At 70.3% G+C, this 15,515-nt stretch carries 11 protein-coding genes and 3 pseudogenes; 9 read left to right on the forward strand and 5 right to left on the reverse strand.

What is annotated here, in order from left to right; translation table 11 throughout:
• Nucleotides 1-654 precede the first annotated feature (654 nt).
• Nucleotides 655-1,443: a zinc metalloprotease gene (locus LY71_RS12580; protein WP_106277994.1), complete on the reverse strand. Its 789-nt coding sequence runs from the start codon at nucleotides 1,441-1,443 to the stop codon at nucleotides 655-657.
• Between the two features lie 235 nt (nucleotides 1,444-1,678).
• Between LY71_RS12580 and LY71_RS12585 the strand changes: the two genes are divergently transcribed.
• Nucleotides 1,679-3,496 (forward strand): matrixin family metalloprotease, encoded by a 1,818-nt coding sequence (locus tag LY71_RS12585; protein ID WP_106277996.1) that lies wholly within the window; start codon nucleotides 1,679-1,681, stop codon nucleotides 3,494-3,496.
• Nucleotides 3,497-3,661: 165 nt separating this feature from the next.
• Nucleotides 3,662-5,494: a DNA/RNA non-specific endonuclease gene (locus tag LY71_RS12590; RefSeq protein WP_106277999.1), complete on the forward strand. Its 1,833-nt coding sequence runs from the start codon at nucleotides 3,662-3,664 to the stop codon at nucleotides 5,492-5,494.
• Between the two features lie 24 nt (nucleotides 5,495-5,518).
• On the opposite strand, the gene LY71_RS12595 is transcribed toward LY71_RS12590, so the two are convergent.
• Together LY71_RS12595 and LY71_RS12600 are read right to left on the reverse strand one after the other, a co-directional pair.
• Nucleotides 5,519-5,827, reverse strand: coding sequence for a hypothetical protein (locus LY71_RS12595; RefSeq protein WP_106278002.1), 309 nt, complete (start codon nucleotides 5,825-5,827; stop codon nucleotides 5,519-5,521).
• A 30-nt stretch (nucleotides 5,828-5,857) separates the two neighbouring features.
• Entirely contained in the window at nucleotides 5,858-6,823 is a 966-nt protein-coding gene (locus LY71_RS12600) for a zinc metalloprotease (protein WP_211297308.1), read from the reverse strand.
• Between the two features lie 261 nt (nucleotides 6,824-7,084).
• On the opposite strand from LY71_RS12600, the gene LY71_RS12605 reads away from it, so the two are divergent.
• The 4 genes from LY71_RS12605 (at nucleotide 7,085) to LY71_RS12620 (ending at nucleotide 11,910) form a co-directional block, all read left to right on the forward strand.
• On the forward strand, nucleotides 7,085-7,861 hold the full coding sequence (locus LY71_RS12605) for a hypothetical protein (protein WP_106278004.1): 777 nt from the start codon (nucleotides 7,085-7,087) through the stop codon (nucleotides 7,859-7,861).
• Between the two features lie 14 nt (nucleotides 7,862-7,875).
• Nucleotides 7,876-8,280: a hypothetical protein gene (locus tag LY71_RS12610; RefSeq protein ID WP_106278006.1), complete on the forward strand. Its 405-nt coding sequence runs from the start codon at nucleotides 7,876-7,878 to the stop codon at nucleotides 8,278-8,280.
• Nucleotides 8,281-8,453: 173 nt separating this feature from the next.
• Entirely contained in the window at nucleotides 8,454-8,840 is a 387-nt protein-coding gene (locus LY71_RS12615) for a hypothetical protein (protein ID WP_106278008.1), read from the forward strand.
• Between the two features lie 1,492 nt (nucleotides 8,841-10,332).
• Nucleotides 10,333-11,910, forward strand: coding sequence for an esterase/lipase family protein (locus LY71_RS12620; RefSeq protein ID WP_170121332.1), 1,578 nt, complete (start codon nucleotides 10,333-10,335; stop codon nucleotides 11,908-11,910).
• Between the two features lie 149 nt (nucleotides 11,911-12,059).
• Here LY71_RS12620 and LY71_RS12625 read toward each other — a convergent pair whose 3' ends face one another.
• Nucleotides 12,060-12,812: a transposase gene (locus tag LY71_RS12625; protein ID WP_425433029.1), complete on the reverse strand. Its 753-nt coding sequence runs from the start codon at nucleotides 12,810-12,812 to the stop codon at nucleotides 12,060-12,062.
• A 104-nt stretch (nucleotides 12,813-12,916) separates the two neighbouring features.
• A pseudogene (locus LY71_RS24700) lies at nucleotides 12,917-13,089 on the reverse strand (transposase); the annotation flags it as partial.
• Nucleotides 13,090-13,243: 154 nt separating this feature from the next.
• On the opposite strand from LY71_RS24700, the pseudogene LY71_RS12630 reads away from it, so the two are divergent.
• The 3 genes and pseudogenes from LY71_RS12630 (at nucleotide 13,244) to LY71_RS12635 (ending at nucleotide 15,477) form a co-directional block, all read left to right on the forward strand.
• Nucleotides 13,244-14,220 (forward strand): annotated as a pseudogene (locus LY71_RS12630) (IS481 family transposase).
• Nucleotides 14,221-14,444: 224 nt separating this feature from the next.
• Nucleotides 14,445-14,732, forward strand: a pseudogene (locus tag LY71_RS24705) (DUF3616 domain-containing protein); the annotation flags it as partial.
• Nucleotides 14,733-14,796: 64 nt separating this feature from the next.
• The gene (locus LY71_RS12635) at nucleotides 14,797-15,477 is read left to right on the forward strand and encodes a DUF3616 domain-containing protein (protein WP_281261604.1); all 681 of its coding nucleotides are present in this window, start codon (nucleotides 14,797-14,799) and stop codon (nucleotides 15,475-15,477) included.
• The last annotated feature ends 38 nt before the right edge of the window (nucleotides 15,478-15,515 follow it).

A 15,515-nucleotide genomic window follows, 5' to 3' on the forward strand; every position in this document is an offset into this window, starting at 1 on the left:
CTGTCGACCAGGGACACGGCCCGAGCAACGCCGCCGAGGCGAGACAGCCGTACTGAGGCCGCCACGGTAGGGCCGATGCGCCGGCCCCACCGCGGGGACCGAGGCCCGCACAGGACCCAACGGCTACGAGCAGGCCGGGCAGCCGCGCCTGTCCACGCGTGGACGATGCTCTTGGGTGGATGTGACGCATGGATGGCCCGATGCTGTCGATCCTCAGCGTGCGCGGAAGACTGATGTCAGGTCCCGGGCTTGTGGAGCCTTCGAGGACGCGGCGAGACGCCGACGCTCACCGCGCTCGTCCCGACCGCTCGGGCAGCGCGTACTCCGTCGATCAAGCGGTGGGCACGACGACGGCGCTCGGCGCCATCGCCGAGTTCGAGCGTGACCTGATGCACGAGCGAAACCCTCACCGGCCAGGAGACGGCACGGGTCTGGCGCCGGACGTGGAACGGTGCCAGCAGCACGCCGCCCTTGAGGACCACCTCGTCGGTCTGGGCGGAGGATCAGGACGCTCGTCCGCGTCCTCGACGAGGACACGCAGACGAGGACACGCACCTGGCCGCGGTGTGGAACCGGCTGTCCCGGGGGGTGGTGGCCCGGGAGCGGACCCGCCGGCCCCGCTCGGCCGGCGGGTAGTGGCCGGTCTGCGGACCGTCACGGCCGGCCGCTCATCGCGACGAGGCGCGCGGAGTCGGCACCCGAGGCGTTGAACGACCGGACGAGCCGGATGGGGGTGCCGTTGACCTCGGTCAGCCGTCCGCTCCAGGCCTCTTGGTACAGGACTGCCAGATCCGCCAGGTCCGCGTCGGTCAGCCTGCTCTCGCTGCCGTAGTTCATGATCGTGAAGGGCTCGTGCCGTCCGAACACCTCGGCCGGCCAGGCCTGCTCGCGCACCAGGGCGAAGAAGTGGCGGAGCCCGAAGACGTGACCGAGCTCGTGGACGAGCGTCTCGACCCGTTCTTCCTCCGTCTGGTCGAACAGGCGGGGGTAGATCACGAGCTCGTGCCGGCCCGCGTCGGGGAAGAAGGCCCGCGCCAGGACGCAGCCGGCGGGTGAGCACCGGTCGACGTCGCGCACCGAGACCTCGAAGTCCCACGCGTCGTCGTCCCGGGTGAACCTGACCGGTGCGGCCGCCCCCCACCCGAGGATCGCCAGGCCGAGCAGCCGGGTCAGGGCCTCGGCGGCCACCGCCGGCTCGGCGAAGGACTCGAGCGAGCGCTGCTGAAAGCGCCACCGCAGCGTCGTGTGCTCGGCCCAGAGCGGGACGAAGCCCTCGGTGGCGTCCACGACGAGTTCCAGGCGGGACAGGTTGCGCGGGGCCGCGGACCCCCGTGCCTCGGTGTCGCAGACCGCCCCGGGTCCGTAGACGTGCAGGCTCGGCTCGACCGCCCGGCTGGCCTCGCCGGCATCCCGGAGCCGGAATGGATCGTCGTCCTGGGACACATGGACCCTCCTTCGCCGGTGCCGCGTGGAGGCGCGACGCGTTGCTCGGGAACGACTGTGGGCTGCGCTCGTCACGGCGGCGTCACCGGATCGGTGTCCGCCGCGGTCCGACGACCTGGTGACGGCGCAGTGACGCCCGTGTGACGCACGCTCGGGACGCTGGGTCGGCCGCGCCGGGACGCCGAGCATCCGTCGGCGCCGCACGCCGCGAGCCCGGAGGAAGAGGAGCCGACCTGTGGCACAGGACGAGAACCGCAGCGACGGTGCCCGCGAGGCCGATCACGTCGAGCGCGCCGAGGACGTCCCGGCGGCGACGGTGGGCGCGGGGGAGGAGGCCGGCCTGGCGGGCCAGGTCCGGTCGGCGGACCTGGTGGCCGACGTCAACCTGGCGCAGGGCGTGACCTACACCCCCGGGGAGCTGAGGGTGCTCCGGACCGGCTACGTCTTCCGGGTCAACGACGTGATCCGGGGAGAGGTGCCTGGCGAGTACGTCACCGTCAACGACACCGGAGGCGTCCGTCCCGACGGCTCCACCGTCTCCACGGAGCGCTCCTTTCGGCTCGTCCCGGGCGAGCGGTACGTGGTGTTCGCCGACCGGGTCGGAGGCGAGCTGTGGCTCCGGGAGGTCCTGCAGGTCCACGACGACGGGGCGGTCGTGGCGGACGCGTCGGGCAGGGTGCTGGTGGGGTTCCAGGAGGGGGTTCCGCTCGCGGAGGCCGAACCCACCTTCGAGGCGCTGCGGTACGTGCGACCGGTGGCCCGGGCCTCCGCGCCGATGGAAGGCCCTCCGGACGAGGCGTCGGAGCCGCTGCCCGACCAGCAGGGAGGGGCTGCCCTCGAGGCCGGCCGGCACGCCCCGGTCGACCTCGGGGCGGTGGTCGACTACCTGCGCGCCGCTCAGCGCCAGGGCTCGGCCCCACCGGACGTCCTCCCCGGGCAGGGAGGGGGGAGCTCCCCGTCCGCGGCAGGACCACCGGTACGGGAGCCGCCGCACAACATCGAGGGCCACAGCCAGGAGTCGGAGCCGGGCCCTGCGGGTGCCGGTACCGCCGAGGCGGTGCTCTCGGGCAACTACGTCACCGCGTTCCAGAGCCACTTCCACTTCCTGCCGAACGACGACAACTGGGCGTGGAGCAACCACTGCCGGGGGAGCTGGAACGCGCTCGTCGACAACCGCCTCGGCCTGTTCGCATACAAGATCACCACGTCGGACGGCCAGCCCATCCGCGACCGGCTGCCGGTGGCCGGGAACGGCCAGAACAACGTGGGAGTGTTGTCGAACGCCCAGATGACCGCCGGCGGCTACGACACCTGGGACGTGCTGTCCGCCAACGGCGTCTGCTACACCTGGACCAGCGGCAACCGCGTCACCGAGACCGACATCCTCGTCAACCCGGCCATCGCCGGGGACGAGGCGCAGTTCCGGAAGACGCTGACCCACGAGTACGGGCATGCCCTGACGCTCGGCCACGAGTCCGCCCGGATGGCGCTGCTGTACCCGGGGACCTTCCGCCAGCCCCCCAACCACACCTCGCTCTGGTACTCGAGGGCGGACGACCACCACGGCGTGCGCAGCATGCTCGACTGGGTCAACGCGAACGTCGCCGAGGGAACGTGGTCCGTCGCCCGGTTCACCGACATGGCCACGTGGTCGCAGGCCCACGCGGCCCCAGGCACGACCGGGAACCTGGTGATGACGCGCCTCGTGCCCGAGACGGTCGCCCGCGGGGGCACCGCCGCCGTCCAGTTCGTGCACGTCGAGAACCGCGGCAACGTGCCGGCCCAGAACGTGCGGCTCACGTTCTACCTCTCGCCGAACGAGGTCGTGTCCGCCGGTGACCACGAGCTCGCGTCCTTCACCTGGAACACGTTCACGACCTGGTGGAGCGGATCGCTGACCGTCCGGATCCCCACCTCGGTGCCGGCGGGGCAGTACTTCTTCGGCTGGATCGTCACGACCGACACCGCGGAACGGTCGTCGTCCAACAACCAGGCGCTCCTCCTGCGCGATCACACGTCCGGGTTCGCGAAGGTCCGCGTCACCGTCACCTGACCGCGGCCCGACGCCGGCCGAACACTCGTCCAGCGGCGGACCCGCGCCGGGACGGCGAGGAGCAACGACCCGTCGGCAGGGGTTGCCGACGGCGGGACGCAGGGAGGGGCCATGCCCACCGATGCAGACAGCTCCGGGCGCGTCGCGACGACGGACCGCACGAGGATGACCACGGGCGAGTACGAGCGGCTGCTCGCCGCGCTGCGGCGGTTCATCCGCACCGAGGGCGAGAGGTACCTCGCCGATCCCAACATCACCTCCATCGGCATCGGGTACAAGGTCACCGACGGCAGGGAGACCCCAGAGCTCTCGGTCCAGTTCACCGTCGGCGAGAAGCTCGCCGAGCCCGAGTCGCTCGCCGCGCTGGGTACGTCGGCGGTGCCCGAGTCGATCGTGATCGACGGTGTGGCGGTCCCGACCGACGTGCTGGAGCGCCGCTACGCGCCGGCGTTCCGCCTGGTGGCCGAGCCGCCCACCGTCGCGCGGAAGGTCCGGCTCGACCCGGTCGTGCCGGGCATCAGCGTGGGGCACCCGTCCATCACCGCCGGCACGATCGGTGGCGTCGTGTACGACCGGCGGGACGGCACGCCGTACGTGCTGAGCAACTGGCACGTGCTGCACGGGCCGGACGGCTCGGTCGGTGACGACGTGGTGCAGCCCGGTCCGCGCGACGACAACCGCCTCGCCGCCAACCGGCTGGGCCGGCTGGTCCGCTCGTACCTGGGGATCGCGGGGGACTGCGCCGTCGCGACGATCGAGGACCGCCGCTTCGACGCCGTCCACCTGGGGCTGGGCGTAGTACCGGACCGGCTCGGAGAGCCGGAGCTGGGCGACGCGGTGGTCAAGTCCGGCCGCACGACCGAGGTGACGCGCGGGATCGTGCGACGGGTCGACGCGATCGTGCAGCTGGACTATGGCGGGTCCGTGGGGCTCAAGAACATCGGCTGCTTCGAGATCGGCCCGGACCCGGTGCACCCGGCCGCCCAGGGCGAGATCAGCCGGGGCGGTGACTCCGGGGCGATGTGGCTGTTCACCGACGCCGGGCAGCCGACGACCGTGGTGGCCGGTCTGCACTTCGGCGGCGAGGCCGGGCTGGACCCGGACGAGCACGCGCTGGCCTGCCTGCCCGCGTCGGTGTTCGAGAAGCTGGAGATCACGCTGCGCCCGCCGTCGCCCGAGGACGTCATGGTGCCCCACGGCTACGACCCCGGTTTCCTCGGCGTTAGCGTCCCGGCGCCCGAGCCCGGTGCCGCCATCCGCGAGGACGTGGCGTCCACGGTCGACGGCGACACCGTCGTCGAGCACACGCACTTCTCGCTGCAGATGAGCGCCTCCCGGCGGTTCGCGTTCTGGGTGGGTTGGAACATCGACGGCGGCAGCCTGAAGGCGCTCAGCCGCAAGGGGATGAAGTTCCTCAAGGACCCCCAGATCGCCGACGACCTCCAGGTCGGGAACGAGCTGTACGCCGGCAACGACCTCGACCGGGGACACATCGCGCGGCGGGCCGACCTGGTCTGGGGCAGCCTGCCCGTCGCCGAACGGGCCAACCGCGACTCGTTCTTCTTCACCAACATCGCGCCGCAGATGGACGACTTCAACCAGAGCGCCCAGGACGGCGTGTGGGGGAAGCTTGAGGAGGCGGTCTTCGCCGACGTGGACGTGGAGGACCTGAAGGTCAGCGTGTTCGGCGGGCCGGTCTTCGCCGCCGACGACCGGGTCTACCGGGGGGTGCGGCTCCCGCGCGAGTACTGGAAGGTTCTGGCCTTCCACGAGGCCGGTGCCCTGAAGGCACGCGCCTTCCTGCTCACGCAGTCCCTCGACCAGCTCGAGGCGCTGGAGCTGGACGAGTTCCGCGTCTTCCAGGTGACGGTCGCCGAGATCGAGGCCCGCTGCGGGCTGCGGTTCCCGGACGTGTTGCAGGAGGCCCAGCCCCTCGCGCCGGCCGATCAGACGGGGGAGCGGGAGCCGCTGGCCACGCTCGCGGACATCGTCTGGTGAACCGTCGGGCCGTCATCGCCCTGGTCAGGTCTCGACCCGGATGGTGACGCTACGCGTGACGGGCGCCCGGAACGGGTCACCGGTGATGACGTCGACGACCGCGCGCCCCGGCGACCGGGCGCGGAGCAGGACCGCGCCCGGTGCCCCAAGCGGGGTGAGGACCGACCCGTCGGTGCCGACGACGCTCTCGGAGAGCACCCCGAGCAGCTCGACACCGCTGCCCGACCGGATCCGGCCCCCGTTCGCGGCGACCCGGATCACGTCGCCCACGGCGACGACCAGCTCCGGCGGCAGGCCGTCCTCGTCCGGCCGGACGTCGATGAGGCGGCTCATCCGGCCCGCCGTCGGATCAGGACGTGCGGATCACGACGTGAGGACGACGTCCTCCTGCGGATCCCAGTCGACCACGGTCGGGGTGCGCGGGACCGGCACCTCCGCCGCCTCGGTCGTCGTTCCCGCGACCCCCTGGTCGCGGAGGATCTTGGGGTAGATGGTCGCGGTGAAGGAGGCGTCGAGGGGGTTGATGTCCAGCCCCCCGCGGATGGGCTTGCCATCCTTCGTGATCGAGCCGGGAAGCTGGTAGCACATGATGGAGTCCTGGTCGGCCTCGGTCCCGATGATCTTCGTGGGGTCGAGCGGGGTGAGCACCTGCTGGTCCACCATCTCCTTGGGCCAGCCCTGGGTCCGCTTGAAGTACTCGTAGGCCTTCTCCGGGTCGATGCGGTTCACGAGCGCCTGGCGCATGTGCTCGTGCGGGAACCCCAGCGTGTGGCCGGCCTCGTGGCGGACGACCCGGCGGTACTCCTTCTCGTCGGTGCTCATCGTGAACCCCTGCAGGTTCATGGTCTGCCGGTTCGCCGGGATGAGCTTGATGTCGGTGCCGAGGTAGGACCAGTAGCCCCCGGGGCCTCGGGAGATGCGGACGTCGCCGGTCCCCGAGGTCTGGGTGAAGGACATGCCGCCGTACTTCGCCCAAGCGTTCAGGTGTTCGACGATGCGTGCCCGCAGGTCCGCCGCGGTGGCCTCCATGAAGCTCACCGTCAGGGTCTTGGGCACCGGCCCCCAGTACCTGCCCGTGTAGATCGTCAGCTGCAGGGGGTCGAGCACGCCGTCGCCGAGGGCGAGCTCCTGCAGCGGCGCGTTGGTCGGGTTCTCCTTCGCCGCCACTTCCGCGGCCTTCGTCTGCAGCCGGTCGGGCAGGGCCATGACACGGCAACCGGCGTCGGCGTCGAAAGCCCCGCCTCCGTCGGACGAAGCCTGGTCGCCGACCGCCTCGCCCGCGATGCGCGCGATGTCCCGCAACGCCTTCATGTAGCCGGTTTCGTCCATGTCAGTCTCCTCGCAGATCCGGTTCCCAGGTGACGCCGGGAGGCGGAGGGGGCACGCCGGAGGGACCGCGCACAACCGCCCCACCCACCTCGTCCCGACGGCGCCAGAGTTCGCGTCCCCCGTCACCACGGCGTCACCACTCCGTCACGCGGCCCCTGGGGACCGGCAGGTGACGAAGCCGTGACGACGTCGTGACGAGGTGCCCACGACCCTGCCCTCGTCCTCCGCTGTGGCGGCCCGCGAGATGACGACGAGGGTGAGATGCGCTTCGACGGAGTCGAGATCAAGGTGACCCTCGGCCGGGACCTGACCGGTCAGGCGGTCGAGGAGCTCCAGCTCCCGGCGGAGGACCCCTGGCAGATCTGGTTCTGGGAGGACGTCACCCCGGGCGACGGCCCGGGGACGCCACTGCTGGATCGCGGCGTGATCCTGAGGGCTCGCGACAAGGCCCGTGGCGACGACGACGCGACCATCAAGCTCCGCCCCTGCCGGCGCTCCCAGCTGACCGATCGGTGGCTGGCCACCACGAAGGGCAAGACCGGCGGCGAGGAGTGGGAGCTGAAGCTGGAGGCCGATTGGTCGGGTGAGCGGAGGGTGCTCGCGGCCTCGTACAGCTACGACCGGCCGGGCGGCCTCGTGCGGGAGGCCGGTCAGGGGAACCGGCCGGTCCAGGACCTCTTCACCGCCGACCAGTTGCTCTTCCTGCAGGACTGCTCGGGCACCGCCATCAACCTGGCGACCCTGACCGCGCTCCCGCCCGTGACGGCGACCCGGTGGAAGGACGTCCCGGCGGCCCCTCACGGGCTCGATCCGCGGGCCGAGCGGTGGACCGTCGGCGACCTGGACTTCCTCGAGCTCTCGGTGGTCGCCGACCTGGGGCAGGCCTCCAGGCGGCAGGCCGAGCTGACCGCGTTCCTGTGGTCCCGCGGCCTCGCGATCGGTGCGCAGCAGCAGAACAAGACCCGTCAGGTGCTCGAGCACCTCATGGCACGTGCCGTCGAACCCACGTCGACCGGCCGGCCGGTCGAGCACCGGTGAACCGAGGAGGCCCGATGGCTTTTCTCCTGTGCGCGGACTTCTCCCTCTTCCCGGATGACACCGCGCTGGGACCAGGGTTCACCTTCGCCGCGATGGACTTCCAGGACGTCCCGGGCGGGTCCGTGGTCTCCTTCGTCAACGCGACGGCAGGTGAGCGTGGTCTCCAGTTCCCGCACTCCGGGTTGGAGATCGGCCTCCCCGTGCCGGTCCGGTGGGCCCGCCTGCGGATCGGTCAGTTCGCGGGGCCGTACACGGTGGACGGCCTGGATCTCGCGGGGGCTGCCGTCAGCACGTTCGCGATGAACTTCCCGAACACCTACCGGAACGTCCGGCTCCGGGGGCCGGACCTGTTCACCATCCGGTTCACCGGTGGAGACAGCGAGGGGAGCGTGGTGTCGGTCTGCGTTCCGGTCCCGTGAAGCCTCCGCCCGAAGGGACCCATCGCCAGCGAGGATCACACGATGCCGATCAGCTGCGCGAGTGGGTCCGTCACGCCGTCAGGCACCGACGGTGATGCGACCGTGACGCGGCATCCGCCATCCTCGCCTCCTCGGCCGACCCAGCGATGTCCCGTACACAAAGGAGGCCCTCGATGTCGGAGTTGAACCTGCCACGAGCAGCGGACGAGGAAACGCCGGCTGCCAACGTGGCGGCGGCGAGCCGTGAGGACGACGACGCGCGCGTCATGTACGCGGTGGTCGACGCGAACGGCACGCTCGCACGTGGGCGCAGAGCCGTGTCGGCTGCACGACTCGGGACGGGCACCTACGAGGTGGTCTTCCGCAGGGACGTGCGGAGGAGCGCGTACGTCGCGACCATAGGGCTGTCCGGCGCGGCGGGCGCGTCACTCCCCGGCGAGATCACCGTCGTGGGGCGTGCCGGCAACGACCGCGGCGTCTTCGTGACGACGCACAGCAGCGGAGGCGCCGCCGCGGACCTCGGTTTCCACCTCGCCGTCCTCGGCGCGGACGACGACTGACGTCACCGGCCCCGCCGTCTCACGCCCGGTGGTCCGAGCGCCGGCGACCCGTCGTCAGCCGGCCAGGGATGAGGGCGGGGTCCGGCCGACGGTCGAATCGAAAGATGACGACCTCGACCAGCTCTGCCAGCAGGGACATGCGTTCTCTCTTCACCGTGGGGACGCAAGGTCCGGTCCGGTGCGGAGATGGCAGGACTATGACGGGACACGCCAGCGCCTATCTGGCGGTCAAGCTCCTGATCAGGCCTGCGTCGCCGGCCGGGCTGGCGCCGACGACAGCAGGCGTACAAGTTCGCAGCAGAGCACGAAGCCAGTTAGTGCATGGGTCACGCCCACTGTCGCCAACCGTCAGCTCACGATCAGCCAGTTGACCCGGCCATGCTCACAGTCAGGTCAGGTTAGGGGAGCCGTAGGGCGGGCGAGGACACTTTCGATGCCGTCCGCGCATCACCCGCTGCCTGACGTCGTGGGGATGGCGAGCCCACCCTCGAGGGGGCCGAGAGTGGGCTACCTTGGCCCAGCTGGCTGTCGGCTACTAGAAGTTGACCATGCCCTACGCCCCGGCCCTGCTGGGAGGAGAACCGCCCGGCGGCGTTCGAGTTCATCGAGCGCGTCCTGGACCGACCGGAGCGCTGACCGATCGTGATCCGTGCCCAGACCACGTCCGACGCCGCGGTGAGGCATGCCGCCGAGGCCGGGGTGCGGTGACCACGGGTGAGGGCGACGAGCCGGTGGTCGCCCGCGTGACCCCGGAGTCCGGCCGCAGCGTCGCCGAGCTGCTCGGCATGTCCCTGGGGCTCGACGTCTGAGAGCGTCACGTGGATTTCCTGGTCGTCGCCGCGTCCGAGAGTCGGTTGGGCGAGCTGGAGCGGCGTCGGCTGGCCCGGGTCGACCGCTGGGCCACCGCGGCGGACCACGTGACACGGATGCAGGCCCGGCCACCGGCCGACGACGGAGGGGAGTCGCCCGAGGACGAGGATCGACCGTAGACGTCGGAGGTCATGGAGGTGTGGGCGTGCCCGAGTCGGTCTGCCGTTGCCCGAGGGGACAGTCCGGCGCGATCCATCAGCGTGGCCACGGTCTCGCGGATGGACGTGGGTGGTGACCCCGTCGAAGGACGGCCGACCGTGTCGTGCAGAGGCGGACGTCGCCCGGTCCGCTCGGCAGGAGCAGGAGGAAGCGGCTCATGGACGGCGATCCCGTCGAGGTGGAGCCTTCTCGGGTGCCCGTGCCGCCCGATCCGCTGACCACCTACTTACCGCGGGGGCCGGCAGTGCCCGTGGGGCAGGCTCCCCTGGTGACCTCTCCAGCCGCGTGGACGCGTCATTACGACGCCGCCGCGAGAACAGTGCCAACGGTCATCAGTCGCTGCTGAACCGAAGATGCGAACGCGATCCAATCCGTCCGTCCCGTGCAGCAGGGGATGGACGCCGGTACCGCCGCCGCTCCATGCTTGTCCGTGCCCGGTCTTCGGCTGCAGGGGGAGAGCGCCATGGCGACCGCGACCAATCAGCACCTGCCGATCATTCTCGTCCGGGGATTCGGCGGGCTCGACGTCAGTGACGAGAAGCGAATCGCCTACCAGGGGTTCAACAACGGCACGGTATATCCGGGCAAACGTGGCGAGAACTACATCTATGAGGGCATGGTCCTCAAGTTCTTGAAGTCCGACTACACCTACTACGACGCGACCAACGTCATCGGTTACTACGCCGATGCGGTCACCGATCATCCGGAGATCCCGAAGGAGCTCGTCGACCGAAATATATCCGAGAAATTCTTCACTGGCGACCTGGTGATTGATCCCGCGACGGCACTCGCGCTCGTCCGGCGGCCGCCGGAGCAAGTACGTCGCACGTTGTGGGTCTTTCGGTACTACGACCTGCAACGAAAATTTACAGTCTACGCGGAGGCACTCGTGCGGCTCATCGACTTCATCCGGGCACTCGCCCGGGTGGAGGGGGAGACGCCGCCGATGGTGAACATCATCGCCCACTCCATGGGCGGCCTGATCGTCCGCGAGGCGCTGCAGATAACCTATCCGGGTAAGAACAAGAACCCTGAGGACTTCGTCAACAAGGTCGTCACCCTCGGGACGCCGCACAGGGGCATCACATTCCAACTGCTCTCCAAGTGGGTCGGTGTCGACGCCGACGATGAACTGAACCGCTTCAACCCGCAAAACCAGGAGAACGAGAGGTGGCCCGGGTCGTACAAAGATCTACACAAGCATTTCGACCCGCGCCGGATCCTCACGGTAGTCGGTACGAACTATCGTACCTACGACAACCGCATCTCATCCGGGCTCAACCGGCTGTTCTCAGCAGGTGGCGAGTTTGGCCCGCTCTATAACCGCAGCGACGGCCTGGTGAAGCAGCATAGCGCTCAGCTGCCCGGCGCCCCGCGCACCTTCGTGCACAAGTGTCACGGCGGCGAGGACTCACTGGTGACCTCCCGTGAGGCATACGAGATCGCGAGCCGATTCTTCTTCGGCGACGTGCTCGTGCGACTACGGTTGCTCACCGCCGAGATCAAGCACGGCGCGGATCCGCTCGGCGGATCCGAGTTCTTCCTCGGCGCCTCCATCAAGGCCCGCGACGTCGACTTCGAGCTCTTCCACCAGAGCCGTGATGCCGAGAACTGCTACGGGCCCTACCGCCGCGCGACGCTCGACGACGCAGAGCAGGGCGCAGAGGTGGCGTTCCCGCCGCTGCCGGATTGGACGCTGTGGGAGGGCTGGATGGACCGTTCCCGGGTCACCCGTGACACGGGGGACCTGGTGTTCCGGCTCGAGTTGTACGTCGCTGAACGGGACTCCTTCGGGGTGCGCTTCTCCGACGATGTCATCCTGCACAGGCAGCTGTTCGTGCGGGTCGCCCCCAAGGACGGGGGGACGGTGCAGGAGGGAATCGGTGGGATCTCCTGGACCGAGAACCCACGGCTGAGCTCGGACGGCACACTCGGCAAGGAGGCCGAGCCGATCAACGGCGACGGGAACGGCTGGAGGATCAGTCTCGACTATGCCGACTTCTCGGCCACGTTCGCCATCGAGTTGAAACCCGCGGGGTAAGTAGCGAAGTAGATGTGGGACCAGTTGGTCTCTGGTGACGCGCGGGCGAGCGCGCTGCCCGTCCTGTGGGCGGCCGCACTCGACCGTACGACCTCAAGGGCGGCGGCCGGTCCTCAACGGGTGGCCGAAGAAGGCTCATTGATTGAGGGTCAGGGTGTCGCCCGACGATGCGGTGGATCCAGGCGAGCGCCCTCGTCCCCCGGCCTCAGCCTTGGCGGCTTTAAGCGTGTCTGCGCCACATAGGCAGTTGGTGCTGCTGATGTTCGCCGTGCCAGTTGGATGAACTGATCGCTAAGGCCTGTCCTGCGGATCTTCGCGGAGCCAGAGGACGACGGCGGCGAGGACGAGCAGCGCCCGGTAGTAGGCGGCTCGTTTGGCGTAGCGGGTGGCCAGGGCGCGGAACTGCTTGAGTCGGCGAAGCAGCGCTCGATGACGTTGCGCCCGGCATAGACCTGCTGGTCGAAGGCTGGTGGACGGCCGCCGGCCGAGCCTTTGGCCCGGCGGCGGGCGAGCTGGTCGATCCGCTCCGGGCAGGTGAACCGGACGTGCCGAGCACGCAGCGCCGCGCGGGTGGAGGGATGGGAGTAGGCCCGGTCGGCGATCACCCGCTCCGGTCGGCGGCGCGGGCCGCCGGGACCGCGACGAGCCACCGTCACCTGCGCCAGCAGCGGCAGCAGCTGCGGATTGTCGCCGGCCTGCCCGGCGGTGAGCAGCACGGCGATTGGCAGGCCGCGCCCGTCGACGGCCAGGTGCAGCTTGGTGGTCAGTCCGCCGCGGGAACGCCCGAGTGCTTCGCCATCGATGGCGAGGACCTCGACCGAGGCGCTGCAGCCCCCTTTTTCCGCGCTCCGGCGGCGTGCTGATGAGCGCGCACGGCGCTGGAGTCGACGCTGACGGTCCACTGCACCGCGCCGACCGCGTCGTCCTTGGTTACCACCTCGGTGAGGATCCGGTCCCAGGTGCCGTCGGCGGTCCACTTGCGCAGCCGCTCGTGCGTGGTCTTCCTCGGCCCGTAGCGCTCGGGCAGATCCCGCCACGGCACCCCGGTCGCGGCCTGCCCAGGATCGCGTTGATCACCTGCCGGTGATCCCGCCACCGCCCGCCCCGGCGCCCCGTGGCAGGCAGCAGCGGCTCGGTCCGCGCCCAGGCTGCATCGGTGAGCTCATGCCGGCCGACCATGAGTCAGCCTGGCCCACATCGACGAAAGATCGCCAGGACAGGCCCTAGATCTACCTGGCCAGGACGTTGGTGACGGCCGGTCGGGCTTGAACGAAGGAGAACCTCCGAGTGGGGTGTGGCTTGTCGAAGGCCCAGTCCCTGCTCGGAGGTTCTCGTGTCCCACGCTAATGCCCGCACGACCGTCCATGGCCGGAAGCTGATCGTCGAGCGATTCGTCGAGCGATGGCAGCGCGGCTGGCGGCCGGCGCACATCGCCGCGGCGATGGGCATCTCCCGCAAGTGTGTGCGGACCTGGACACTCGCTACGCCGCCGAGGGCGAAGCCGGGTTGGCCGACCGGTCCAGCCGCCCGCACAGCAGCCCGCTACGCACCCCCGTGCAGGTGGAAGACCAGATCGTCGAGCTCCGCACACGGGAGCGCCGGGGCCCGGCGTGGATCGGCGCCGAACTCGACGTGCCGGCGCGCACCGTCTCCCGCGTGCTGACCCGCCGCGGGTTGCCCCGGCTGGCCGCCTTGGACCCGATGACCGGGCAGATCATCCGGGCCTCGAAGACCACCGCGACCCGCTACGAGCGGGCTGTTCCCGGCGAGCTGGTGCACATGGACGTCAAGAAGTTGGCGCGCATTCCCGACAGCGGCGGCTGGCGCGCACACGGCCGCGCCGCCCGCGAACAGACCCGGAACCGCAGGGTCAAGGTCGGCTATGACTACGTGCACTCACTGGTCGATGACCACTCCCGGCTGGCCTACTCCGAGATCCTCACCCACGAGAAGGGCCCCACCTGCGCGTCTTTCCTCGGCCGCGCCGCGGCCTACTTCGCCGCCCACGGCATGCCCCGCATCGAGCGGGTGATGACCGACAACGCCTGGGCCTACCAGCACTCGCTCAAGGCCGTGTGTGCCCAGCTGGGAGCCCGACAGAAGTTCATCCGCCCGCACTGCCCCTGGCAGAACGGCAAGGTCGAACGCCTCAACCGCACCCTGGCCACCGAGTGGGCCTATCGGCAGGTCTTCACCAGCAACGACCAGCGCGCCGCCGCACTCGCGCCCTGGCTCGAGCACTACAACACTCGACGCCGCCACAGCGCACTCGGCGGCCACCCACCCATCAGCCGCCTGGCACCGACCTAATGGCCAAGTACACCTAGATGTCCTGACCGGCAGCGTCGGTGACACAGGCTGACGAGCCTCGCCGCCCTCCCCGCTAACGGGACGACACCGGCGAAACGCCCGCTGACGGCCCTCGCTTCGAGTCCGGCCCCCCCTACGGCGGGCGTCGCGCCGTGACGCGCCGGTGACGATGGTCGAGCAGGCTAGACCAAGCATGACCGGAAGCCGACGCGCGGAAGAGCACAATGACCGCTGGACGTCAGGTCGAGTTGCGATTCGGGGCGGGGGCAGGATCCGACGAGGCCCTCAAGGACCTATCGGCGGTCTGCCACGACGGGGACTTGTTGTGGATCGCCGGGGACGAGGCGCCCCGGCTGGAGCGACTCCGCATGACGGAGGACGGGTCGTACGACGAGCACCGGTCGTTCCTCCTAGGGGACTTGGTGGACCTGCCCCAGGGTCCGGAGGAGGAAGTCGACGTCGAGGGGCTGGACCGCGCTGGGGACCACCTGTGGCTGGTGGGTTCGCACAGCCGGACGCGCAAGCGGATCAAGAAGACCGACGACGACGCCGAGGTGGCTAGGAACCTACGAAACCGTGCGGTCCCATCCAAACCGGCACGTCGTCATCCGGTTCCGGATCGACGACGGCACGCCGGAGCGGGGCGCGCTGCTCGGGAGCGTCGGGGGACTGGCCGACGCGCTGTCCACCGACGAGCACCTCGCCCCGTTCCTTTCCGTCCCGAGCAAGGACAACGGCCTCGACGTCGAGGGCCTCGCCGCCGTCGACGACGGCACCGTGCTCGTCGGGCTGCGGGGACCGGTGCTGCGCGGCTGGGCCGTCGTCCTGGAGCTGAGGCTCAACGAGGTCCCCGGGCGACCGGACCGATTGGCCCTCCGCGACTGCGACAAGTACTTCCTGCGGCTGGACGGCCTCGGGGTGCGGGACCTGTGCCGGGACGGCGACGACCTCCTGGTGCTCGCCGGCCCGACGATGGACCTTGACGGACCGACCCGGCTCTACTGCTGGCACGGCGCAGTCCGGAAGCGGAAGTCGCCGGTGGTCCGCAATGAGCAGCTCACCCGCCTGGACGTGCCGCTGCCGCTGCGCCCGGACAGGGTGGAACCGGAGGAGGGACGCGACAAGGCCGAGGGCGTCACCCCGCTCCCGGATGCCGCCGAGCCCGCGGTGCTGGTCGTCTACGACACTCCAGCCGATGCCCGCCGGCGGAACGATGGCCGGACCGTCCTCGCCGACGTTGTGCCGCTGCCCCGCTGATCGGGTCGGCCGACCGGGGCGGGGCGGTCGGACAGCAC

It is taken from the genome of Geodermatophilus tzadiensis, assembly GCF_003002915.1.
GTDB lineage: Bacteria > Actinomycetota > Actinomycetes > Mycobacteriales > Geodermatophilaceae > Geodermatophilus > Geodermatophilus tzadiensis.

Excerpts from the sequence above, each read along its gene's own strand:
- LY71_RS12590 (WP_106277999.1), top strand. The coding sequence starts at position 3,662 with ATGACCACGGGCGAGTACGAGCGGCTGCTCGCCGCGCTGCGGCGGTTC.
- LY71_RS12620 (WP_170121332.1), top strand. The coding sequence starts at position 10,333 with ATGGCGACCGCGACCAATCAGCACCTGCCGATCATTCTCGTCCGGGGA.
- LY71_RS12605 (WP_106278004.1), top strand. The coding sequence starts at position 7,085 with ATGCGCTTCGACGGAGTCGAGATCAAGGTGACCCTCGGCCGGGACCTG.
- LY71_RS12600 (WP_211297308.1), bottom strand. The coding sequence starts at position 6,823 with ATGGACGAAACCGGCTACATGAAGGCGTTGCGGGACATCGCGCGCATC.
- LY71_RS12610 (WP_106278006.1), top strand. The coding sequence starts at position 7,876 with ATGGCTTTTCTCCTGTGCGCGGACTTCTCCCTCTTCCCGGATGACACC.
- LY71_RS12615 (WP_106278008.1), top strand. The coding sequence starts at position 8,454 with ATGTCGGAGTTGAACCTGCCACGAGCAGCGGACGAGGAAACGCCGGCT.
- LY71_RS12595 (WP_106278002.1), bottom strand. The coding sequence starts at position 5,827 with ATGAGCCGCCTCATCGACGTCCGGCCGGACGAGGACGGCCTGCCGCCG.